Origin of the sequence: Barnesiella sp. WM24 (assembly GCF_004570975.1) — a bacterium.
In the GTDB taxonomy this organism is placed as follows: Bacteria; Bacteroidota; Bacteroidia; order Bacteroidales; family Muribaculaceae; genus Muribaculum.
In genome coordinates this window covers 241,584-264,673 of the sequence record NZ_SPPC01000002.1, presented here as the reverse complement: position 1 = coordinate 264,673, position 23,090 = coordinate 241,584, and the positions used below count along the sequence as shown (strand labels likewise).

The following is a 23,090-nucleotide window of genomic DNA, read 5'->3' as shown; positions in this document are numbered from 1 at the left end:
AGGGGTGATGCTTATTCTTGATTGTCGTTAATTTGTTCGCTTGTAAGTCCGTAGCGTCGTTCCCTGCCTTGATACTGGAGTATTGCGCGGCAGAAGTCGTCTTTGCTGAAATCGGGCCAGAAGGTTGAGGTCACGTATATTTCAGAGTAGGCAATCTGCCAGAGCAGGAAATTGCTTACGCGGAAATCGCCTCCCGTGCGAATCAGCAGGTCGGGGTCGGGTATGCCGGCGGTGGCAAGATTGTCGCTTATTGTCTCGGGAGTGATGTCGTCGATTGACATCGAGCCTTCCGCTACCTTCCGGGCTATCTTCCTTGTCGCCTCGGTTATTTCCCATCGTGATGAATAGCTTATGGCGAGGATGAGTGTGAGTCCGGTGCAGTGGGCTGTATCGTCCATGCACTTGCACAGGCGGTCGTAGGCAAATTTCGGCATGCGGCTGAAGTCGCCTATCATTGTCAGCTTCACGTTATTTTTAATAAGGTCGGCTGTCTCGCGTTCGATAGCGATGACAATGAGGTGCATAAGCGCGTCAACTTCAGCCTGTGGGCGGTTCCAGTTTTCAGTTGAAAACGTATATAGTGTAAGATAGCCTATTCCTACTTCCGAGGCTATCTCTGTAATCCGTCTTACGGTGTTGACTCCCTCCACGTGTCCTTCAGAGCGGTCAAGGTCACGCGCTTTTGCCCATCTTCCGTTGCCATCCATGATGATGGCTATGTGGCGTGGAAGCCGGTCGGAGTCTATTTCGTTAATGAGTGACATATCGGTCATTTTAGTCTACGTAAAAACAGTTTTTGCATCGCTCTCCAAATTCATAGCTGATTGAGAACATGATAAGGGAATACCAGTCGGTGTTTTTGAGAAAAGAGCTCTTGATGTCATAGAGGTCATCAAGTACAGGTCCGTCCACATTGTCGCCAAACACCTTTGTCATGCTCCATTCAAGCCCGAGATTTATGCGTGGGGTCACTTTGTATCTCAGACCTACACCCATCGGGATGTTCATCGCCACATAGGTGCCTTCGGCTGAGGCAATTGTAACTCCCGCGCCAAGAGAGAGGTAGGGAGTCCAGCGACGTAGCTTGCGGTAGGATTCTCCTATTCCGTAGTTGAAGAAATTGAATTCGGCTCTCGCTCCTATGTCATATACGGTGGAGGTGAACTTGTAGGTCTGACCGCCGGGATATACATTTTCCATGTCGGCGCTGTTTCCGCTAAGTCCCGCTGTGGTAAACATTCCCTTTATTGCCCACCGTGTATTGATCAGGTATCGGAACGAGGCGCCTCCGGCAAAGCCCGGATGGCTCATGAGGTTTGCTGTATTGGCGTCGCCAAGATAGCCGCTTGCGCCAAGAGCTACACCTATGTCAAATTTATAGGCGGCTTCTTGCGATGCGGCTTTCCAAGGTGTCATTATCGACAGCATTGCGATTGCGAGCGTTACAGCTAAAAATCTCATATCAGCGGCTTGAATGTGAGCCGGTTGATTACTCCTCTCCACACTTGCGGATTAAGTGTGCCCGAAGTGTTTTCTCCACCATACAGATATATGTAGGGGCAATCCCATGTGGTAACCGGGCTTATGGCGCGTCCGCCTTCTTCCGGGAGCATCAGCCACGCAGGTATGGCGGGTGTAGTCATTTCGTTCCAACCCATGCCTGTGCCTCGGCTTCCAAGCTCCGATGCCCACACGATGGCATCGGCGTTAAAGAATGACGGGATGTAGGACGGGAGCTGCATAAGGTCGCCGGCGCGTTCCCAGGTTATTCCCATGTCATTGGAGATATACACATATTTGGATGTTGTGCCGTTGGCAAGCCGTCCGCCTGTAGCAAACAGGGTCATCTGCTTGGTCACCGACCAGCTGTTGGTCGCCTTGCGGAAAGTGAAGTAGGGGAATAGTGACATGCCTTCCTTGGCACGGTCGATAGGGGTCATGCTGATTTTTGCCCATTGCGAGCCGTCGTATGCCCATGTGGCTCCTGTAAGATTTCCGTTGGCGATTTTGCCTCCGGTAAATATTGCCTGCGGGTCATCAGCCCATTTTGACGCTTCCATGACGATAAGGTCGCTTGTCCCGTCTATCGGGCAGTCGGCAGGTACTTTGGCTGATGTGCCGTTGTCGGGATATGTCACGTGATAGTAGTCGTCGCCGACTTTCTTCACTCCGAGTATCTGTGATTCATATGCGCCATATATATGACTCCATGTCTCGCCGGTGCCGTTCCATGAGACTCCGTCGGTGGAAGAATACATGACACCGTTGTTGTCAAGTGCGAAAAACTCATTTCCGTTTGACACGATTGAACGCAGGTCAAGCCCGGCGGGCATGTTGGCGGTCGCGGAGACAGCCATCGGCTCCGACGGGTTGTCCATGACCGCTATGCGGCAGTTTCCGCCGGCTTCAAGAAGAAATGAATATATATTTTCTCCATGAATCAGCGTGCGCTGTGACTCGGGGTTGCCGGGCAACTGCTGCCAGGCGATGCGATCCCATACGAGCGAGTCGCTTTTCACCTTATGTACATTTACCTTGATGCTGTATTGCTGGGTGTATTGCTCGTTGAGCGAGGTCACACGCGCTATCACACCGCCTGCCGCGAAGTCAATGCTGTCGCGCATTGACGAGCTGTAGGTGATGGTTGTGTCCTTCATCACGGAGCTGTTGCGGATCAGGATTTCTATTTTGGAGCTTCCCGATGTGCCGATGTTTGGTATCAGCTTTGATATATCGGTGCCGTAGGGCAGCGAGTCGGCATTGAATATTCGGCCTCCTTCAAGGTCGATAGTGAAAAATATGGAGTCAAGATTTGCTAAAACCTTGCTGTTGGCTTTCAGATTGAATGAAGTGATTGCCGTGCTTGAATACATCGTTTCCGAAGTATAGCCGGTGTCATCTGTTGTAAGACTATTGTTGGAGTCATCATTACAGGCGGTCAGCCCTGTTGACAATGCCGCTGCAATGGATAGATACGACCCGAATCTCTTTAGCATACTATATTTTGTAGACGTTAATTTTCAAACTGCAAATTTAGCAACATTTTCCTTATTTCCCTAAAACGGTCACGTAATTGTGGATATTTAGATATATATTGACGCTTTTTATGGCTTTTTAACGCCAAAGCAGAGGGTTGTTGCTGAAATAGTAGAGTTGATTATCTCCGATTTTAAGTTGCCGGTCGGGCAGCCGTCCCAATACCGGCGATTTTACACCGCGGCAGGCGTGGAATGGGGCGGTTTCGACTCGCGCAAGGTCCCATATGCCGCTCTCTATAAATGACTGTAGAAGTCGGGCGCCACCCTCGACAAGTACCGAAGTGATGCCTTCTGAAAACAGTGCGGCCAGATAGTCTTTTATCGCTCCCGGACCGGGATTGCCTTCAAGCATGATAGGCGCGACCGGGCTGTCAAGGAGGCGGCAGTCTTGCGGAACCGAGCCTGAATGACCGGCGATGACCGGGCGTGGCGAGCTGCCGTGCCATTCGCGCACATCAAGGGCGGGATTGTCGGCTCTGACTGTGCCGCTCCCTACCATGATGGCGTCGTGAAGCGAACGCAGCCGGTGGGTGAGCGCTTTAGTAAGCGGAGACGAAAACATGGTCGGCGGGTCGGAAGGCGACAGGCGGCTGTCGATATATCCGTCGCTGCTTTGCGCCCATTTCAAGGTCACCCAGGGTCGCCGGTAGGAGTGGGCGGTCATAAACACAGGATTGATAGCCTTACACTCCTTTTCAAGCACTCCGGTAATGACTTCGACCCCGGCTTCACGCAACATGTTTATGCCTCTTCCGCTCACCTTTTCATTGGGGTCGGTAGAACCCACAACCACACGCGGAATGTCGCTGTCGATTATCAGTTTTGAGCAGGGTGGTGTCTTCCCGTAGTGGGAACACGGCTCAAGGGTGACATATATGGTCGAGTCTTTCAGCAGCGATTTGTCATTGACCGATGCCACGGCGTTGACTTCGGCATGCCCCTCTCCGCAACGCCGGTGATAGCCCTCGCCGATAATGGTGCCGTTGCTGACTATAACAGCGCCTACCATAGGGTTGGGCGATGTGTTTCCGAGTCCGTGACGGGCAAGCTCGATGGCTCGTCTCATGAATCGTTGGTCTATATTCATCATTTATTTGTTTTTATTGTTGGATAAAAGTAACTAAATTTGCCGATATGACAAGTGACATTAAGCTAAAAGATTTTATCGCAGGTGTAAAGCAGCGCCTTTCAGCCGCTTATCCTGCCGGAGAAGCTGACGCGATGACTCGCGTGATTGTCGAGGAACTGTTGCACTACACTCCCGTCGACGCTGTATTGAAAAGCGACGAGCCTGTATCGGGTTATATCTCGGGGCGTGCCGACGAGGTCGTTTCGCGTCTTCTCGGACATGAGCCTATACAATATATATTTGGTAAGGCTTCGTTTTGCGGATTACAGTTGAAGGTGACCCCCGCCGTATTGATTCCGCGTCCGGAGACCGCCGAACTGGTCGACATCATCGTGAAAGAGTGGGGCGACAGGACTGATGTGAGAGTGATGGATTTTTGTACCGGCTCGGGATGTATCGCAGTGGCTCTTGCGCGCGGATTGAAGTTTCCTGTTATTGATGCCGTGGATATATCGGGCGATGCTCTGGCTGTGGCGAGAGAAAATGCCGCTTCGCTTAATGTCAAGGTCAATTTCATTCAGGAAGATGTATTGTCGCTCGATGTCCCGTCGTCGCCTGAATATGACATCATAGTCAGCAACCCGCCTTACATTACAGAGCGGGAGCGCGGCGGGATGGAGGCAAACGTGCTTGACCATGAGCCGGCGATAGCTTTGTTTGTGCCTGACAGTGACCCGTTACGCTTCTACACCCCGATAGCCGGTTATGCGGTGAAAGCTCTGAAAGCCGGAGGGCGACTGTATTTTGAGATAAATCCTGATTATGTCGATGAAATTATTGCCATGCTTGTAAAAACCGGATTCCGTGATGTAACTTCTCAAGCCGACATGTATGGCAGACAACGGTTTGTGACAGCAGTCTCTCCGCTTGACCATGATTAGAAAGAAGCAGGTAACACCCGATGAGGCAATGGTGCGTCTTGAATTGCTGTGTGCGCGTTCCGAGCAATGTACCTGGGAGGTGACACAGAAGCTGCTGCGGTGGGGGATAGCGGCTGATGACCGTGACCGTATCGTTGACTCGCTTGTCGACCGCCGCTTTGTCGATGATGCACGTTATGCCTCGGCTTATGCGCGAAGCAAGTTCTTGTTTAGCCGCTGGGGCAGGAAAAAAATCAGACTTGGTCTTGTGGCGAAACGCGTTTCCCGTGAGCTTATCGACGATGCTGTCGCAGAGGCTACGGCGGGTGACGCTTATATGGACACGTTGCGCGGACTAATGAAGTCAAGGTCCCGCTCGTTTGATTTCCCGTTGACCCGTGACGATGCGCTTAAATTATGCCGGTTTGCCATGCAGCGTGGCTTTGAATGGGAGTGTGTTTCACGGGTGCTTGATGAATTGCGCCATGGAGGTTATGATGAAGAGGATAGTTGACAGCCTGCTTGACCTGATATATCCGCGCGTTTGTGAGGTGTGTGGCAGGTCGCTTCTCCGCGGAGAGGAAGTCTTGTGTCTTCACTGTGCTTTTGACCTCCCGCGCACCAATGTACACAACGACCCGTTCAACACCATTCACCGGCGGCTTGCCACTGTGTCAGTGCCTGTAGAGCGGGCTGCGGGTTATTTCCACTATTACCGTGAAGGCGGCTATAACGACATTATCCACCGCGCAAAATATCAGGGACGTCCGTCACTGATGCGGGCGATGGGCGAACGCTTTGCCCGTGAGCTGGAGAGCGACGGCTTTTTTGACGACATTGATATTATACTGCCTGTGCCGATTCACTGGATGAAGATGATACGCCGCGGCTATAACCAGAGCGCCTATCTCGCTGACGGAATCAGTAACGTGACCGGAATCCCGGTGGGTGATAATCTTCGTGCCGTAAGGGGACATTCGACTCAGACATCACGTTCTGATTTCAGCCGATGGCTTAACGCGCGGTCGGTCTACTGTGTGCGTGACAGCGCAAAACTTGCCGGTCGCCACATTCTTGTGGTCGATGACGTAATTACCACGGGAGCCACGATGATAGCCTGTTGCAACGCCATAATTTCAGCAGTACCCACAGTCAGACTGTCGGTACTGTCGCTTGGAGTGGCCCACATGAGCTGACATATTTACACCTGTAAGAAACTTTATCAGTTGTTAAATGTTATTATCGGTAGTGGACGCCGTGTCGGCCACTACCGATACTTTCATCATTAAACCAACAATAAAGTGACCATGAGCCAAGAAAATAATCGGCACTATGATGTAATCGTTATAGGTGGCGGAGCCACAGGTGCCGGCACTGCGCGTGACTGCGCGATGCGAGGGTTGAAGACTCTTCTGGTGGAGCGTTTTGATTTTACCGCAGGAGCCACGGGACGTAACCACGGGCTTCTTCATAGTGGCGCGCGTTACGCTGTCACCGATCAGGAGTCGGCTACGGAATGTATAAAAGAGAATATGATACTCCGGCGCATTGCCCGTCACTGTGTCGATGATACCGGCGGCTTGTTTGTCACTTTGCCGGAGGATGATCTTGAGTACCAGCATAATTTTGTGGAGTGTTGCCATAAGGCAGGCATAAATGCCGAGCCGATTGACCCGAAGGATGCGATAAGACTCGAACCTGCGGTCAACCATGATATAATAGGTGCGGTCAAGGTGCCCGACGGGGCGATTGACCCGTTCCGCCTTACGGTGGCTAATGTGGTGTCGGCGCGCAAAGATGGTGCCGATGTGCTCACTTACCACGAAGTTATAGGATTTGAACGCGAGCAAAACCGCATTACCGGCGTTAAACTGCGTGACAGCAAAAACGGCGAGATAACATCACGTTATGCCGACCTCGTGATTAACGCCGGTGGAATATGGGGGCATCATATCGCGGAGCTTGCGGGAGTGAGAGTAAACATGTTTCCGGCAAAGGGCGCGTTGCTTATATTCGGACATCGTGTTAACAATGTGGTGATTAACCGTTGCCGCAAGCCTGCCGACGCCGACATCCTTGTGCCGGGTGATACAATCTCGCTGATCGGCACTACTTCGAGCCGCATTCCGTATGACCAGATTGACAATATGGATGTGACTCAGGAAGAGGTGGATGTGTTGATGAGGGAGGGCACAAAAATCGCACCGTCTCTCGCCTATACCCGTATATTGCGAGCCTATGCCGGTGTGCGTCCGCTCGTCGCCTCCGACAATGACCCTTCCGGACGAAGCATAAGCCGAGGCATTGTGTGTCTTGACCATGCCACCCGCGACGGTCTCGAGGGATTCATAACCATAACCGGAGGTAAACTGATGACTTACCGTCTTATGGCTGAGTGGGCTACCGACCTTGCCTGCAAGAAACTGGGAAGGGACGTGAAGTGTCGCACCGCCGAGATTCCGTTGCCGGGCTCCGAGCTTGAGGCTCACGAGGGGGGCACTGTGATGACCCGCCCCAAGGCGCATATTATAGACCTCAGCACCGACCAGAAAGCGGCGGAAGAGCGTCACGGCTCTCTTAGCGCCGAGATCAAGTATAACACGCTTGCCGACGAAGCGGTAGTGTGTGAGTGTGAGCAGGTCTCTGTCGGCGAGCTGAAATATGCAATCGACCGTCTGCATTGTGAAAACCTTATTAACCTGCGGCGTCGCACACGCCTCGGCATGGGCACATGTCAGGGCGAACTTTGTGCATGCCGTGCCGCCGGTATTCTGGTGAAAGCAAACAAGTGTGCCGAGCGCACACTTCGCGACCTTTCATCGTTTATCAACGAGCGCTGGAAAGGCATGTATCCGGTGTCGTGGGGCGAGTCGCTTGTAGAGGGACAGTTCATGTCATGGCTTTATGAGGGGGTGTGCGGACTTGATGAGATTGCGCTTCCCGAGGATAAGATTGATGCAAAATAGTTACGGTTATGAAATATGACTCAATAATAATAGGAGGTGGTATTAGCGGGCTTGTATGTGGTATCAAGCTCCTGAAAGCCGGTAAAAAGGTGGCAATTGTCTCGTCGGGACAAAGTGCGCTGCATTTCAACTCCGGGGCGATAGCGCTCTTTGGACGTAAAGATGGTAAGGATGTGTTGCATCCGCTTGATGAAATCGCCCGGGTTCCGGAAGGGCATCCTTATGCCAAGCTCGGCATGGACACAATCAAGCGGCTGCTTCCTGAGGTCAAGCCTTTGTTTGCCGAGGCGGGAATCACGCTGGTCGGCTCCGACAATGAAAATCATTATCGCCTCACCCCGACAGGCATGTTTAAGCCTGCGTGGCTTTCGATGCTTGATTATGCGTCGGTCAGCCGTCCCGACAGTCTGCCGTGGGGTAAGGTGGCGATAATAAATATCACCGGATTTCTTGATTTTTATCCTGACTTTATAGCGAGAGGGCTGAATCTTGCCGGATTACAATGTGAGGCAAGGGATTTTACAGTTCCCGAGCTTGAAACTTTGCGCAAAAGCTCTACAGAGATGAGAGCCACCAATATCGCGCGATTCATCACAGGTGATGTAATCAGGCGCTTTGCCGCTGAGGTAAACCGTATCGTTGCGGAGACCCATGCCGACACTGTGCTGATGCCGGCAATCATAGGTTTGTTTGACGAGGAGCCTGTAAGGCTGTTGAAGGAGCAGGTTGTGTGTCCGCTGTATTACGTGTCCACGATGCCTATGTCGCTGTGCGGCATGCGTGCCCAGATGAGGCTGCGCAATCATTTCCAGCATCTCGGCGGCGCTTACCTTATCGGCGACACCGTTTGCTCAGGCAATTTCGACGGCGGACGTCTTAAAGAAATAAGCACTGTCAATCTTGGCGACATGACGCTTGAGGCCGACCGCTTTGTGCTCGCTACAGGAAGCTTTTTCAGTCATGGACTTGAAGCGACACCCAACAAGGTGTTTGAACCGATATTCAATCTTGACGTGAATGTCAGCGGTCCGAGAGTGGAGTGGTGTGACGTCGACCTGTACAAAGACCAGCAGTACATGAAATTTGGCGTTGTTACCGATGAGTCGTTTCATGTCTACAAAGACGGTAGCAGAATTGACAATATGCAGGCTATCGGAGCTGTCGCAGGAGGTCATGACGCCCTGAAGGAAGAGTCGGGCGGAGGTGTCGCCATATTGACGGCGCTGAAGGTGGCTTCCGATATTATCAATGAATTAAAGTAAGAGAGGAGGGCACTATGGAATATCAAGAAAATACTGTCAGCAAAAATAACTTCGAGGAGTGTATCAAGTGTACGATATGTACGGTATATTGCCCGGTGACTGCCGTGAATCCCGATTATCCGGGACCGAAGCAGGCAGGTCCCGACGGTGAGCGCTATCGTCTTAAAAAGCCGTTTTTCTATGACGAGGCGCTGAAATATTGCCTGAATTGCAAGAGATGTGAGGTTGCGTGTCCGTCAAATGTCAAGATTGGCGACATTATCCAGTCGGCGCGCATAAAATACAGCAAACACTCTCCTACATTGCGTGACCGCATGCTCGCGAGCACTGATTTCATGGGGACAATGGCTACTCCTTTTGCCCCGATTGTCAACGGGATTCTGCGCCTGAAGCCGGTGAAGAAAATAATGGATTCGGTGTTGAAGATTGATGACGGGCGCACATTTCCCACTTATGCCCACCAGACCTTTACGTCATGGTACAAGAAACATGCCGCTTCTTCGCAGGCGGCTTATCCGCGCCAGGCTGTATATTTCCACGGATGTTACGTGCAGTACAACTATCCGCAGCTTGGCAAGGACCTTGTCACGCTGATGAACGCTGTTGGCTATGGAGTGCAGCTGCTTGAGAAGGAAAAGTGCTGTGGCGTCGCCAAGATTGCCAACAAACTGATTGACGAGGCCATGCGTGACGCCAACATCAACCTCGCGTCGATAAGAAAGGCGGTGCATGATGACAAGATGCAGATAATCGCAACCAGCTCGACCTGTACGTTCACGATGCGTGACGAGTATCTCCACATACTCGGCATTGACAATCTCGATGTGCGCGACGACATAATGCTTGCCACCCGCTTCCTTTACAACCTCATCGACAGCGGTCAGGTGAAACTGGTGTTTAAAGATGGATTTCACAAGCGAGTGGCTTACCACACACCCTGTCACATGGAGAAGCTCGGATGGTCGATTTACTCGACGTCGCTGCTCAAGATGATACCCGGTCTTGATTTCGTGCAACTCGACTCGCAGTGTTGCGGCATCGCGGGCACCTATGGATTCAAGAAGGAAAATTACGAGTATTCCCAGGGCATAGGAAAGGCGCTGTTTGACCAGATACTCAACAGCCATGTCGACCTTGTGGCTACTGACTGCGAGACATGCAAGTGGCAGATTGAGATGTCCACGGGCATGCCTGTGGCAAACCCCGTGTCGATTCTTGCCGAGGCTATTGACATTGAAAAGACAAAGGCGGTTAACAAAGTCGTTGTCTGACCCTGCCGCATGAAAGAAAAGTACGCCCCGAGTCTGTGTTATCAGGCTCGGGGCGTATCAGTATTAAGTCCTCAGGGGGATGATTATTTCAGGACAGTCTTTCCGGCTGTACCGTCGGAATACTTGATTACATAGATGCCTGCTTTGGCTTCTTCTACATTCACGCGGCGACCGTTGAGGTCATATATGCCGGTCGCTTCCTTTGAGTTTCCGTCAGTGAAAATGTCATTGATGCCTGCTGCGACTTCCTTGACGGGAATCGATACTTCGACACCGGGGCCTTTAACTACGACGTTGCCCTCTGCAATAACTTCGGCATCGTTGTGGCGCAGTGTAAGCACACACTTGTCATATCTTCCGGCAACTGACCCTTCAACGCCAGCAGGAGTCTCTACGGTAAGCTTGCTGCCGTCAAAGTAGCTTCCAAGCTTCACTTCTACGGGAGCGCCGTTGGAGGGTATCTCGACTTCTGTCACGTCGGTAGTGAGCCAGGGATATTCCGCCTCAAGACCGATGGCAAACGCTGCGTACAGGTCAACATATTCACCATCCTGTTTATAAACCATCGGTTTTATGTTGTAATATTCTGGGCGGTCAACGTGATTGCTCAGGTCAATATGATTCAGGATATATCCGAGACACATATAATTGGGATCGTCAATCGACGACTGAAGAGGCGCGAAATAATTTACCTTGTCGGAGTTGAATCCCTTGAGCATGATAAAGTAGGCGGGATGTTCCTCTGTCTTTCTGATAACGACAGGCTCATCAAAATCAAATGGCATGCACATATATCCGTTAGCGTCAGGATACTGAACCAGGAATTCAGAACCCTTGAGGGTTGTTGACGCTATCTCCGTCATTGTCTCGAAATTGGTGCTCATCTCGCTGTTGAGTCCGTAAATGACAGCGGTAAATTCTGCGTCAGGCTTTACATGTCCCCAGCCGTAAGCGGTGATGCCGTTGACCACGAGCGGAGCCTCTGAAGCCCAGAACAGGTTGGCAATACCTTCAAGTCGTGAATAATCACCTTCCTTAGGATCTTCTCCGTTGAGCGAATAGTTCAGCCAGTATTGGTCGGTGTGTTTGTTATATCCGAATACCGGAATCACCGGGTCGCCTATGGTTTTGTCGTCACAAGTAACGAATGTCAATCCAAGGTTGTTGTAGGCGAATGGCAGCAGTGAGGCTTCAAATAAAGTTCCGTCGTTAAGCGTGCGCTCTGCCTTTCCTCCTGCCTGGAAATATGCGTAGGGCGCTGTGTAGCTGCCGGGAGTGGAGTTGGGTGCTGTCGCTGTAAGTGTGGGAGGATAGAAGAAATTGTTTACCATTGTAGCCTCGCTTGAATAGTCGGGCACATAGGTTACTGTCAGTGCATCAGGATTTTCGCTGTCAGTAACAAATTCAGCTGTCTCAGGGTCACAGTAGGTCCAGGTATATTCAGCGCCCTCGATATAGGTCATGTTGTTCCAGGTAAGGGGTTCATATACCGGGTGCATGGCTATGTCGGCAAGCAAGCCTGTCATGCCTGCGCTCCTGTCAAATCCCCAGTAGAGCGTAGAGAAAGGCTCCATGTAAGAAATGTCGCTTAGCTCGGGGTATCCTACTCCTATGGCATCGATAAACATTGTGTTGCCGTCGGTACCCACGTAGCGGAATGCGAATTTGGCATTTTTGCCGGCAAGGCTTTCAAGCGAGATGCTCTTTTTCTCCAAAGCTATAGGAGTGAGCTCAAAGAGGTCAAGAAGAGACATTCCTTTGTAATCATCGGCATAGTCATGCAGCATCACCCATTCCTCACCTGCGGGCTGTGCCCATATCTGAAGCGTTGCTGCGACTTCGGGTTCGCTTGTAAATTCATAGCTATCCCAGTCCACATTGTCAAGTTTGAACAGGAATACCGGATCAAGGTAAAGCCAGTAGGAGAGAATGAAACTTTCTTTGACTTCAACTTCAGGAGATATAAGCCATTCGTCCTGATTGCCTGTTGAAAAATTGATTCCGAAATAATTGTTTCCGTCAGAAGGTCCGGGAATAGGAAGAGCAGGATTGTAAATTGACGGGGTCCAGCTTTCCTTGCGCTCTACATCGCCTTTCATGTCGACTGTCCATCCGTCGGGCGTCCAGTTGTAGTCGGAGCCATCCCAGTCTTCAAAACTTTCAAATAACACGTATCCTTCTGGAGCAGAAGCGTTTACCCCCCCTACAAGACGTTTGCCCTGCACTTTATTGTTGAGAGAGTTGATAGTGTTGAGCTTTTTGATGCCGTTGGCTGTGCTGAGAGTCACGCCTTTGGCAATACGGGTCACATTTTTGGAGGTGGAGTTCTTGATGGTGGTGACCTTGAGGTTGTCGGTCGCCTTTTCCATTTGCAAGTCTACGGTCGGCGATGCAGCATTCATGCAGATTGCGCTGCACGCCAGCATCCCTGAAAGTAAAATTTGTTTCATATAGATTGGTTTGGGGTTAAGATTTTTCAGCCACAAAGTTACGAAAAAAAGGAATCCGTAGCAAACGATTGCAGGGATGATGTGTTATTATAATGAGTGGACATAATTGCTTTATCTCACGTACAGTAGATTATGGTGAAATTTTATTCATGTGAAAATGAGGGACTTGTCGAGCGGGATGAATGGGCGCCGCATTATTGGATAAATGTGGAGTGTCCGACAGAGGATGACTGCCGATTTCTCCGGAGTCTGCATGTCCCCGAGTCATTTATGGAAAATGTTGCCGATGTCGACGAGCGTCCGCGCTTTGAGCATGAAGACGGATGGCTGCTGACTATATTGCGTATACCTCACCATTTTACCGACGACCCTATGAGATACACAACGGTGCCTCTCGGGGTGATGACCAAGGACGACATGATAATTACCGTGTGCCATACAGTGACGGAGATGATACCCGACTTTATCAGTCACAGTAAGCGGCGCCACATAAATATTGACAATCAGCCCGATTTTGTTTTGCGGCTGGTTTATTCTTCGACCTACTGGTTTCTGCAATATCTGAAAGAGATTAACGACACGGTGTCAGATTTCACAAGGCAGCTTGAGAAAAGTGTGCGCAACGAGGTGTTGTTAAGCCTCATGAAGTTACAGAAAGCGCTGGTCTATTTCAATACTTCGCTTCAGGGCAACAGCATGCTCACCGGACGCCTTGACAAAGTGTTTTCCGATGATTGTGACGCCGAGCTGCTGGAGGATGTCGAGATTGAGCTCGGGCAGGCAACCAATACGGTCAATGTCTACATGGCTATTCTGAGCAATAGCATGGACACCTTCGCTTCTGTGATTTCCAATAACGTCAATGACATAATGAAGAAGATGACGAGTATATCCATCATACTGATGATTCCTACACTTATCGCGAGCTTTTACGGGATGAATGTCGATGTATGGTTCAGCTCTTCCGCCCATGCCTTCGTGTTCATAATAGTTTTTTCGTTTTTCTTTGCGTGTCTTATCTGGTATTGGCTGCGTCACGTCAAGTGGCTTTAGCGAGTCGGTTGCAGACCCCTTGCGGGCTATCCGGTTATAGGATATTACGAGGCGGATTGTGGAAAAAGTTTATCATGATAACTTTTGTTAACCTAAAAACGAACAAAAACTGTGGCATTTTGTTAGAATGTTATCTAAGCCTAAAAGCAAGAAATCAGAAACATCATCTAACTAATATCAGATAATCAATGTGGAAATTTTTAGCTCCGCCCGCCTATAAGCCTGAAGAGACAGGCTCAAAGGCAGATGCGCGTTACAAAAGATTAAGATGGCAGGTGTTTATCGGTATTTTTATCGGTTATGCCGGCTTCTATATCGTGCGCAAAAACTTCTCGATGGCAATGCCCGAACTGGGCAATTTCGGCTACGAGACAGGTGAACTCAGTATCGTTCTTTCAATGAACGCAATCGCTTACGCGCTATCCAAGTTCCTTATGGGCAGCGTGAGTGACAGAAGTAATGCAAGGATATTCCTGCCGCTCGGGCTTGTGCTCGCCGCTGTCTCCATGGCGTTCATGATTGTCCCTGTTGTGGCTTTCGGCCCGGAACACAAGTCACTCGCCATAGCGGTAATGGCTATATTAAACTTCCTTGTCGGGTGGTTTAACGGAATGGGATGGCCTCCGTGTGGACGCGTGATGACCCATTGGTTTTCGGTCAAGGAGCGTGGCACCAAGATGTCGATATGGAATTGCGCCCACAATGTAGGCGGAGCCCTTGTAGGCCCTATGGCTGTATATGGCGCGATATGGTTCGGTCACTGGTTCTATGGTTCCAACAAGGAATATTACTTCCTCATCGGTACTTATGCCTTCCCTGCTGCTGTCGCTGTGTTCATCGCGATTCTTGCCTACTGCCTCATTCGTGACACCCCTCAGTCATGCGGGTTGCCGTCGGTGGAAAAGTGGCGCAACGACTATCCTAAAAATTATAGCGAGAAGCAGGAACAGGTGCTTACCGCAAAAGAGATATTTTTCAAATATGTCCTGAACAACAAGCTGTTGTGGTACATCGCCATTGCCAACGCGTTTATCTACATGGTTCGCTATGGCTGTCTTGACTGGGCGCCTACCTATCTGAAGGAGGCACAGGGCTATGACATCAAGCAGGCGGGCTGGGCTTACTTCGCCTATGAGTTTGCCGCCATTCCGGGAACCCTTGTGTGTGGATGGATGAGCGACAAGGTGTTCAAGGGGCGTCGCGCGTTGCCTACGATTATCTTCATGGCGTTTGTGGCTCTGTTTGTGTTCCTCTATTGGACTTTCTCCGACAATTACTTTATAGTTACGGCTTCTCTTGTAGCTATAGGCTTCTTCATCTATGGACCGGTGATGCTTGTTGGCGTGCAGGCTCTTGACCTCGCACCCAAAAATGCAGCCGGCACCGCTGCAGGTCTCACCGGATTTTTCGGCTACTTCTTCGGCACGGCGATTCTTGCCAACATAGTGGTGGGCTACGTCGCCCAGACCGCCGGCTGGAACTGGACTTTCATCATGCTTATTGGTGCGTGCCTGCTTTCAATGGTGTTTATGGGGCTCACTTACAAGGAAGAGCAGTATCTTGTGGAAAAGAAATAATAATTATTCAGTTACCTAACAACCAATTTTTTAAATCTATGAGTAAATGTTTTATTAAAGTGGGATGTGTCTCTGTTGTCACCCTGCTTGCCCTGAGCTCATGCCAGGAAGAACAAGACTTTACCAATGTAAACGTGGATGCAACCCGCGTCAGCGTTAACACAATCTCCCCGGAGATGGCAAAGGTGCGTGACTATGTGCCGCAATATGCCGTGATGGCTCACCGTGGCTCCACATTCTGGGGTCCGGAAGAGACTGAGGCTGCATGGCGGTGGGCGCGTGAGATGGGCGCCGACTACCTTGAATCTGACCTCCAGTGTACCAAAGACGGCGTGATTCTTGCCAATCATGATGAAAATCTGTGTCGCACAACCAATATAGAAAATGTGTATGGCGAATATGTGCCTCAGACCCGTAAGGCGTTCTATATGGCTCATGGCGCCACAGCCGAGCAGGCTGAGGAATGGTATAAGGCTGACGTGGCTTCGTTCCGTCCTTACTACGCGATGTCTTACATGTATGAAGAGCTGCTTGCGCTTGACGCGGGAAGCTGGTTTAACGAGTCAAGCCTTGAGCAGGCGCGCAACAATTTCGCGCCCAAGTCGCCCGATAATCCTATGGGACAGCATCAGTATGTGTCGGCGCTCAGCGACCAGATCGCTTTTGCCGAGGGCAAGATTCTGAAGCGTAATGCCGACGGCGAGCGCATATATTCCGTGACCGGCACATGGGATCCGGAGAATGCGCGTGACTGCCTCACATATACGCTGGAATATGAGGCCGACCCCGAGGATACAGGCAACCGCCCCGGTATATACATCGAGTTCAAGGAGTCATGGCTTAACCCCGGCGACTTCGAGCAGCGTGTATATGACGAGCTTGACCGTCTCGGATGGAATGTAATCACTCAACCGTGTGACGGGGTGCCCAACTATAAGGACGGCAAGGTGAATGTAGGAAACGCCAACGGTAAGGTGGTGTTACAGACTTTCTCGCTCGAATCGCTGCGCCGCACTGCCGACGTGTTCAAGGGACAGCTCCCTATGTGCTTCCTCCTGTGGGAAGGAAAGGCTGCGACCGACCTGAAGGTAAACACTCCTCAGGGATATGCCGACTTCATCAATATGGCTCTTGCCAACAAGGCTCATATCATCGGCCCGTCGATTGCCGGCGCCCCAAACAATTACGGCGAGCTTGACGCTCCCTGGCAGGCTTATCTGATTGCACGCTCGAGAATGCTTAACCATCCTTATTCATTTGACTCTTACGCGCAGATGGCTAAATATATGGGACAGTATAATTTCGGCAACACAACCCAGTTTGACGATCTTCTCAGCGTTACTGTCGACGGAAAGCAGTGGACCGTTTATCTAAACGGACTTTTCACCAACCGTTCGGAGCTTACACTGCGTTACCTGATTGAAAACGGCTTCCGTTGCAATCCGCAGTTTGACAACGCTTCAGCGCCCTCATTTGTGCCTGACCCTGTTGAGACTCTTGAGCGTCTCGGTTATTAATAGTCAGTTTTACCATATTTATTAACAGCAACAACGATGAAAAGACATATTATACTATGTGCCGCAGCTGCTTTTACGCTTTCGGCAGCAGCACAGGACTTTGACACCAATCCTACTGTCAAGATCGACAATCAGGAAGAGGACCTGCACTTTACCGTAGGGGCACGCATGATGATGGATGCCGCGTGGTATCACACTGATTTTACGCCGATGAAATCGGGTGCCAAGCTTACCGATGCGCGTATACGTACATCGATGGCATATCAGAACTGGTATTTCTACGCCGACTTTGATTTTTCAGGCGGCAAGTTCAATCAGAAAAATATCTTCCTGCAATATTCGTTTGACCCCGATCAGGAGTATGGCGGTGTCCACTCTATCAAGGCCGGTTATTTCAATGACCCTGCCGGCATGGCGCGCAACACGTCGCTCGGCAGCCTGCACTTCATCAACCGTGCGGCGCCTACCGTGGCTCTCTGCCCCGGACGTGAGCTTGGTATCGCTTACAAGTATTACAACACTCCGTTTTACTCCAATATCGGTGTGTTTGCCGAAAACCTTTATAACAACCAGCCTTCAGGATATCAGGGCGTGGCTGTGGGCGGACGCTGGCTTTACCGCCCGGTAAATGACGGTACGACGGCATTCCATATCGGCGCGAGCTTCCACTATGAGAATCTCAATGTGGGAAAAACCGAAAACAACGTTAAGATGACGGAGCTGGTGCTCGGCACTCCGATGGAGACGCTTGTCGACGACACTCAGTTTGTGGAGGCTATACTCCCTTATGCCCGCAATGTGTATAATATCGGTGCCGAGGCTTTGTATGTAAGCCCCAAGTTCTTTGCACGTGCCGAGTACATGTGGAAGCATGTCACCAAGAAGCGTGACGACCAGACTCTCTTTGAGGCAAATCTCGGCTCAATCGACTCCTGGGCTACACTCGAATCATGGCAAAACGGCAACCCGCTTGGCAGCAACAGCTTCAACGGAGCCTATATCGAGGCGGGTTATAAGATTTTCGGCCCCGACTACAAGTATAACAGCGCCGAAGGTCTGCTTGGCGGACTGTCGGGCCGCTCGCTTGAGATTGTGGCACGCTACAGCTATACCGGGCTTAATGACAAGGTTGACGGCGAATACTATTCCGCCGGTCGTGACCAGTATTATCCCAATGGCGTGATTGCCGACTATCCCGCGACCTCATTGAGCATCGGCGGCGGTAACCTGCACTCTGTCACCGTAGGCGCCAACTTCTCCTTCAACAAGTTTGTCCAGGTGATGCTGGAGTACAACTACAATCACCTTGACAGGGACAAGTATATGGAAGACTCCAATTTCAACTGTATACAGGGAAGACTTATGTTCTCTTTCTGACATAGACAATAAGTTGTTTTTTTCAGGCGCGGTCATGGTGATCGCGCCTGTGTTTTTATAGGATTTTGTGATAAAACTCAATGTTTTACTAACACATTACCAAATTAACTATTTTTTTTTTTTTTTTTTTTTTTTTTTTACTTATTTTCGGAAAATTTTTTGGTTATGGGTAAAAAATTTTTTATTTTTGAACCCGAATTTTTTCCAATTATGAAAAAAGTGCGGTGTTTCGTTGCTAAATGTTTGAAAATTAGCAAATGATTTAACAGCGTCCGGAAAAATTAGTTATAGTCCGATGTGACAGATTGGGTTGTCATGCAGGATGAATTTATGAAAAAGTTGATTTGGTGCAAAAAAAATAAGGAAAAATGGAGAAGTTTGATTTAATCTACAATCATTATTTGTGTCAGGTATTATTTAATACCCGGCTCCTATAGGCTTTTTTGTTTGGATTTATTTTGACGGTTTGCAGAGGGAACATCTGTGAATCCTGTTGTCTTACACACCTGAGTGAATTTTGATTTTAAACCTGTGAATAATTGATTTTGAGATGAAAAGAGTTGTATATCTGATGCTTGCCTTTGCTTTGTCGGCTCATTTTACAATCGAAGCGCAGAAAGTTGCGGTAAAGACCAATCTGCTCTATGACGCGTTGCTGAATGTAAACGCAGGGGTGGAGGTAGGGCTTGCCCCACGGTGGACAGTGGATGTCTCAGCCGATTATAACAGCTGGACATTGTCTCATGACAGGAAGTGGAAACACTGGTTTCTGCAGCCCGAGGCGCGTTACTGGTTTTGTGAACGCTTTTCCGGTCATTTTGTGGGGGCTCATCTTGTCGGCGGACAATATAATGTCGGCGGATTGAAAAACGGAATCAAGTTTCTCGGCACCGATTTTTCCCTGCTTTCCGACCGTAGATACCAGGGCTGGTTTGCCGGCGCGGGTGTGGCTTACGGCTATTCATGGATAATTGACCGACATTGGAATTTTGAGGCGGAGATAGGCTTCGGATGGACTTATTCCCGCTCCGATGTATATCCCTGCGCCACTTGCGGCACAAAACTTGCCGAGGGGAAGGCCCACAACTATGTAGGACCTACAAAGGCAGCTCTTAATCTAATTTATACATTCTAAAAATCAGCAACATAATGCTAAATTCAATATCAAAAATCGCTGTATGCGCCATGTTGGCGTCATGTTGTGTCGCAGAGGCGGCTCCGGTGGAATTTTCCGATGGAAATGTGAATTTCGACAACGTATCGGCTGTGCGTTCGGGCGACCGTCTGCTGGTCACTATGGATGTTGATGTGTCGGGCTATAAGCCTAAAAACAATAAAGAGCTTATATTGAAGCCCGTGCTTGCCAATGGCGGCGACACCCTGCGCCTGCGTGAGGTGGTAGTGGCGGGGCGTAACCGTTACTATTCCGACCTGCGCAACGGACTCAACACCTCCGCGATACTTTTGAATGGAGGCGGTAAAGAGCGGCTTGAATATAGCGCGGTGCTTCCCTATGAGGCGTGGATGAACGGTGCGCAGCTCAATGTGTCGGGCGTGATTGCCGGATGCTGCGATGAAACAGTGTTTGGCGACGAGCAGAATCTTATGAAGCTCTCCTTTGAGACAAAGAGGTTTATGCCCGAATTTCTGTATGTCACGCCCGAGGCTGTGGCTAAGATAAATGAACTTGAAGGCTCGGCCTACATCGACTTCCCCGTCAACCGCACCGAGATTCATCCCGATTATCGCCGCAACCCTATTGAGCTACAGAAGATTATCGCTACGATAGACACTGTGCGCAATGATGCCGACACTCGCATAATAGGGCTGTCGATAAAGGGTTATGCCTCTCCCGAAGGCTCCTATGCCAACAATGAGCGTCTCGCGAAGGGTCGTACAGCCGCGTTGAAGGACTTTGTAAACAGCCGTTACGCGTTTCCCGACTCGATTATTACGACCGACTATGAGCCTGAAGACTGGAAAGGACTGGAGAGATATGTCGTGTCATCGGCTCTTGCCAACAAGGATGCCATATTGGAAATCATAGCCGGGCAGCTTCTTCCCGATGAAAAGGATGCCGCGATAAAGCGCAGATTTCCGGCTGACTATGCGTTTTTGCTGAAAGAGGTGTATCCCGGTCTGCGACACTCCGATTATGTCGTGCGCTATCAGGTCAGGGAATTCAACGACATAGAAGAAATCAAGCGTCTTATAAAGACATCGCCCTCGAAGCTTAGTCTTAACGAGATGTATCTTGCCGCCAAGGAGATGGAGCCCGGAAGCGAGGAGTTCCGCGAGACATTTGACGTAGCTGTCAGGATGTTTCCTCAGGACGCTGTCGCCAACCTGAACGCGGCAAACATCGCTATGATGTCGGGCGATATGCAGCGCGCGGCGAGGTATCTCGACAAGGCGGGCGACTCCGGCGAGGCGGAATATGCGCGTGGCACCCGCGCGGCTATTCTCGGTGACAACGCCACTGCGATGAGCCATTTCATTAAGTCGCGTGAGATGGGCATTGACCGTGCGGCAGTCATGATCGAGCAGATTGAAGAGATTAATCGACAGAAATAAGGGATGATATTGTAAGCCTATTAAGAATTATCTAACTATTTGTTTATATTTTTTATGGAAAGAAGAATTTTGCGTAATTGTTTTGGCGCTTTCCTTGTTGCATCCGTGTTGACCGGATGTGGAAGTGACAACATTGTCAATGACGAGCCGGGCAGCTATCCGGTTGACCCCAACGATGCGGTCTACATGAATATCACCATGCAGCTCCCCGGAGCCGGCAGCAGCCGCAGTACTACCGGAGAAAACGGCGGCAGCACCGGCGGAGTGGAAATAGGTAGCGATAATGAAAACAAGGTGAATGAAATCATGATGATTTTCACCAAAGATGATTATGAGATTATCGCTTACGGCACTCAGGAGTCAGTCTCTGAAATCGACAATACCGGTAAGGTTAAGTCGGTACAGAAGATTAACAAGTCAGTGCTCTCAGCTTACTACGGCTCTGACAACAGACTCGATGCTGACGAGAGAAAGATTAATGTCATTCTGATAGCCAACGGTACACAAAGCATTAAAGAATCGATTGCTGATGCATATCTTAAAAAGACCAAGACCTGGATTGACGAGATATGCTCTATCATTGAGACATCGTCGACTTCTACTCAGGGCGCTGCAAATAATAATTCGGCAATATGGGGCGGTGACAATCATAAAAGCGGATTCCTGATGACTTCGTCGGAGATTGTAAAGAAGGAGTTGCCTCAGGATTTCAGCGACTGGGAACATCACACTTCGGCTGCTGACGCGTTCCAGCTCTCGGGAGTCAATCATGCCAATACCAATCAGGAGATTGACAACAGCGGAGCAATCAGGATTGAGCGCAGTGTGGCTCGCTTTGATTTCCGTGACGGTAGTCCTAAAGGTGAAAACACTTATGATGTGGTGACTGATAGGGATGGCAAAGTCCTTTTGCAGATTCAGCTCGGCAAGATGGCGCTTGTCAACATGAGCAAGAATTTCTACTTTTTCCGCCGTGTGTCCGGCAACGGTTTGGCTGATGATGCCGTGATAGGCGGAACAGAGACTTCCGGCAATTATGTTGTTGACACAGATGCCACACAAAAGAACAACGAGGACTTTATCTCAGGTCTTGGCTTCGCTGAAAACTTTAATTTCGGACTCTTCCATATATCCGGCAACACTGCGACAATTGATATTCAGGCACGCAACCAGTGGTACACATCAAAGATTTCCGATGTTTTAAAAGGTACACCTGACAATTTCAACGGATGGACCGGCGAAGAAAAGCCCACTAAAGATCCGGGCTATCACATCTGGCGCTACGTTACTGAAAACACCATCCCCGGTCCGGTTGACCGTCAGGTTGCCGGTATCACTACCGGAGTTGTATTCAAGGGCAAGATGATTGTTCCCGAAGACGCGGAGTCATCAATCGCTACAGCCGTTAAGAATGCTACAGGAGATCCTGACAAGGATGCCATTCTTTATGTACATGGCGGAAATATATATGTAAGCTGGACCGAAGTGCGTGCCTTTGCACTTGAAGCCGGAACAGGAAGCGATTTCTACCGCCAGGTATTTGGCACTCCCAGTAATGTGCCAAAATCTGAAAACACCGATGAAGAAAATGTGTACAGTGATGACGTGAACAGTGCCGACTATCTGTGGAATGAATGGCACAACAAGGCGCTCGACAACCGCGAGGCTAAATCTAAGTTCAAGGTTGCCGCACTGAATGCCGGCTGCACTATCTACGAGTCAAGCGTTGACGACGAACTTGATGGCGCAGGCTACTACTGCTATTATTTCTACTGGAACCGTCATAATGACAACCATAACAACGGTGTGATGGGACGGATGGAATTTGCCGTCGTGCGCAACAATGTATATAAGCTTGCCGTGACCGGTATACGTCGTCTCGGTCATCCGCGCCTGTCGGAAAACGACCCCGACCCCGTGGATCCCGACACTCCCGACGAGAAGGGCGATGTCTACTTTGATGTTGAGGTCGAGGCTGTACCCTGGGTTGTACGTGTCAACGAAATTGAATTTTAA

The 23,090-nt window shown here is 50.0% G+C and carries 18 protein-coding genes; 13 read left to right on the top strand and 5 right to left on the bottom strand.

What is annotated here, in order from left to right; all coding sequences use genetic code 11:
- Positions 1-11 precede the first annotated feature (11 nt).
- The 4 genes from E4T81_RS02980 to ribD form a co-directional block, all read right to left on the bottom strand.
- The gene (locus tag E4T81_RS02980; protein ID WP_135041233.1) at positions 12-764 is read right to left on the bottom strand and encodes an isoprenyl transferase; all 753 of its coding nucleotides are present in this window, start codon (positions 762-764) and stop codon (positions 12-14) included.
- A 10-nt stretch (positions 765-774) separates the two neighbouring features.
- Entirely contained in the window at positions 775-1,461 is a 687-nt protein-coding gene (locus E4T81_RS02975) for a DUF6089 family protein (RefSeq protein ID WP_135041231.1), read from the bottom strand.
- Positions 1,458-2,996: a DUF6242 domain-containing protein gene (locus E4T81_RS02970; protein ID WP_135041229.1), complete on the bottom strand. Its 1,539-nt coding sequence runs from the start codon at positions 2,994-2,996 to the stop codon at positions 1,458-1,460. Before E4T81_RS02970 ends, E4T81_RS02975 begins: the two co-directional genes overlap by 4 nt.
- A 118-nt stretch (positions 2,997-3,114) precedes the next feature.
- Positions 3,115-4,128, bottom strand: coding sequence for a bifunctional diaminohydroxyphosphoribosylaminopyrimidine deaminase/5-amino-6-(5-phosphoribosylamino)uracil reductase RibD (ribD, locus tag E4T81_RS02965; RefSeq protein WP_135041227.1), 1,014 nt, complete (start codon positions 4,126-4,128; stop codon positions 3,115-3,117).
- A gap of 44 nt (positions 4,129-4,172) precedes the next feature.
- Between ribD and prmC the strand changes: the two genes are divergently transcribed.
- The 6 genes from prmC (at position 4,173) to glpC (ending at position 10,526) form a co-directional block, all read left to right on the top strand.
- Positions 4,173-5,048 carry a peptide chain release factor N(5)-glutamine methyltransferase gene (gene prmC, locus E4T81_RS02960; RefSeq protein WP_135041225.1) on the top strand — a complete coding sequence of 292 codons (876 nt, stop codon included), beginning with the start codon at positions 4,173-4,175 and terminating at the stop codon, positions 5,046-5,048.
- Positions 5,041-5,541 carry a regulatory protein RecX gene (locus E4T81_RS02955; RefSeq protein ID WP_135041223.1) on the top strand — a complete coding sequence of 167 codons (501 nt, stop codon included), beginning with the start codon at positions 5,041-5,043 and terminating at the stop codon, positions 5,539-5,541. The genes prmC and E4T81_RS02955 overlap by 8 nt, the downstream gene beginning before the upstream one ends.
- The gene (locus E4T81_RS02950; protein WP_167761610.1) at positions 5,522-6,223 is read left to right on the top strand and encodes a ComF family protein; all 702 of its coding nucleotides are present in this window, start codon (positions 5,522-5,524) and stop codon (positions 6,221-6,223) included. Before E4T81_RS02955 ends, E4T81_RS02950 begins: the two co-directional genes overlap by 20 nt.
- A 111-nt stretch (positions 6,224-6,334) precedes the next feature.
- The gene (gene glpA, locus E4T81_RS02945) at positions 6,335-7,993 is read left to right on the top strand and encodes an anaerobic glycerol-3-phosphate dehydrogenase subunit A (RefSeq protein WP_135041219.1); all 1,659 of its coding nucleotides are present in this window, start codon (positions 6,335-6,337) and stop codon (positions 7,991-7,993) included.
- Between the two features lie 8 nt (positions 7,994-8,001).
- Complete coding sequence (gene glpB / locus E4T81_RS02940; RefSeq protein ID WP_135041217.1) at positions 8,002-9,255, top strand: glycerol-3-phosphate dehydrogenase subunit GlpB; 1,254 nt, start codon at positions 8,002-8,004, stop codon at positions 9,253-9,255.
- 14 nt (positions 9,256-9,269) lie between these two features.
- Positions 9,270-10,526 carry an anaerobic glycerol-3-phosphate dehydrogenase subunit GlpC gene (gene glpC, locus E4T81_RS02935; protein ID WP_135041215.1) on the top strand — a complete coding sequence of 419 codons (1,257 nt, stop codon included), beginning with the start codon at positions 9,270-9,272 and terminating at the stop codon, positions 10,524-10,526.
- Between the two features lie 83 nt (positions 10,527-10,609).
- On the opposite strand, the gene E4T81_RS02930 is transcribed toward glpC, so the two are convergent.
- Complete coding sequence (locus E4T81_RS02930; RefSeq protein WP_135041213.1) at positions 10,610-12,976, bottom strand: choice-of-anchor J domain-containing protein; 2,367 nt, start codon at positions 12,974-12,976, stop codon at positions 10,610-10,612.
- Positions 12,977-13,108: 132 nt separating this feature from the next.
- Between E4T81_RS02930 and E4T81_RS02925 the strand changes: the two genes are divergently transcribed.
- The 7 genes from E4T81_RS02925 (at position 13,109) to E4T81_RS02895 (ending at position 23,090) form a co-directional block, all read left to right on the top strand.
- Positions 13,109-14,029 carry a magnesium transporter CorA family protein gene (locus E4T81_RS02925; RefSeq protein WP_135041211.1) on the top strand — a complete coding sequence of 307 codons (921 nt, stop codon included), beginning with the start codon at positions 13,109-13,111 and terminating at the stop codon, positions 14,027-14,029.
- Between the two features lie 188 nt (positions 14,030-14,217).
- Positions 14,218-15,606, top strand: a complete 1,389-nt coding sequence (pgtP, locus tag E4T81_RS02920; RefSeq protein WP_135041209.1) for a phosphoglycerate transporter protein PgtP — start codon at positions 14,218-14,220, stop codon at positions 15,604-15,606.
- Between the two features lie 38 nt (positions 15,607-15,644).
- On the top strand, positions 15,645-17,123 hold the full coding sequence (locus E4T81_RS02915; RefSeq protein WP_135041207.1) for a glycerophosphodiester phosphodiesterase family protein: 1,479 nt from the start codon (positions 15,645-15,647) through the stop codon (positions 17,121-17,123).
- A 36-nt stretch (positions 17,124-17,159) separates the two neighbouring features.
- Positions 17,160-18,500 (top strand): porin, encoded by a 1,341-nt coding sequence (locus tag E4T81_RS02910; protein ID WP_135041204.1) that lies wholly within the window; start codon positions 17,160-17,162, stop codon positions 18,498-18,500.
- Positions 18,501-19,050: 550 nt separating this feature from the next.
- Complete coding sequence (locus tag E4T81_RS02905) at positions 19,051-19,635, top strand: DUF3575 domain-containing protein (protein WP_135041202.1); 585 nt, start codon at positions 19,051-19,053, stop codon at positions 19,633-19,635.
- A 14-nt stretch (positions 19,636-19,649) separates the two neighbouring features.
- Entirely contained in the window at positions 19,650-21,074 is a 1,425-nt protein-coding gene (locus tag E4T81_RS02900; RefSeq protein WP_245206994.1) for a DUF3868 domain-containing protein, read from the top strand.
- Positions 21,075-21,128: 54 nt separating this feature from the next.
- On the top strand, positions 21,129-23,090 hold the full coding sequence (locus E4T81_RS02895; protein WP_209308144.1) for an Mfa1 family fimbria major subunit: 1,962 nt from the start codon (positions 21,129-21,131) through the stop codon (positions 23,088-23,090).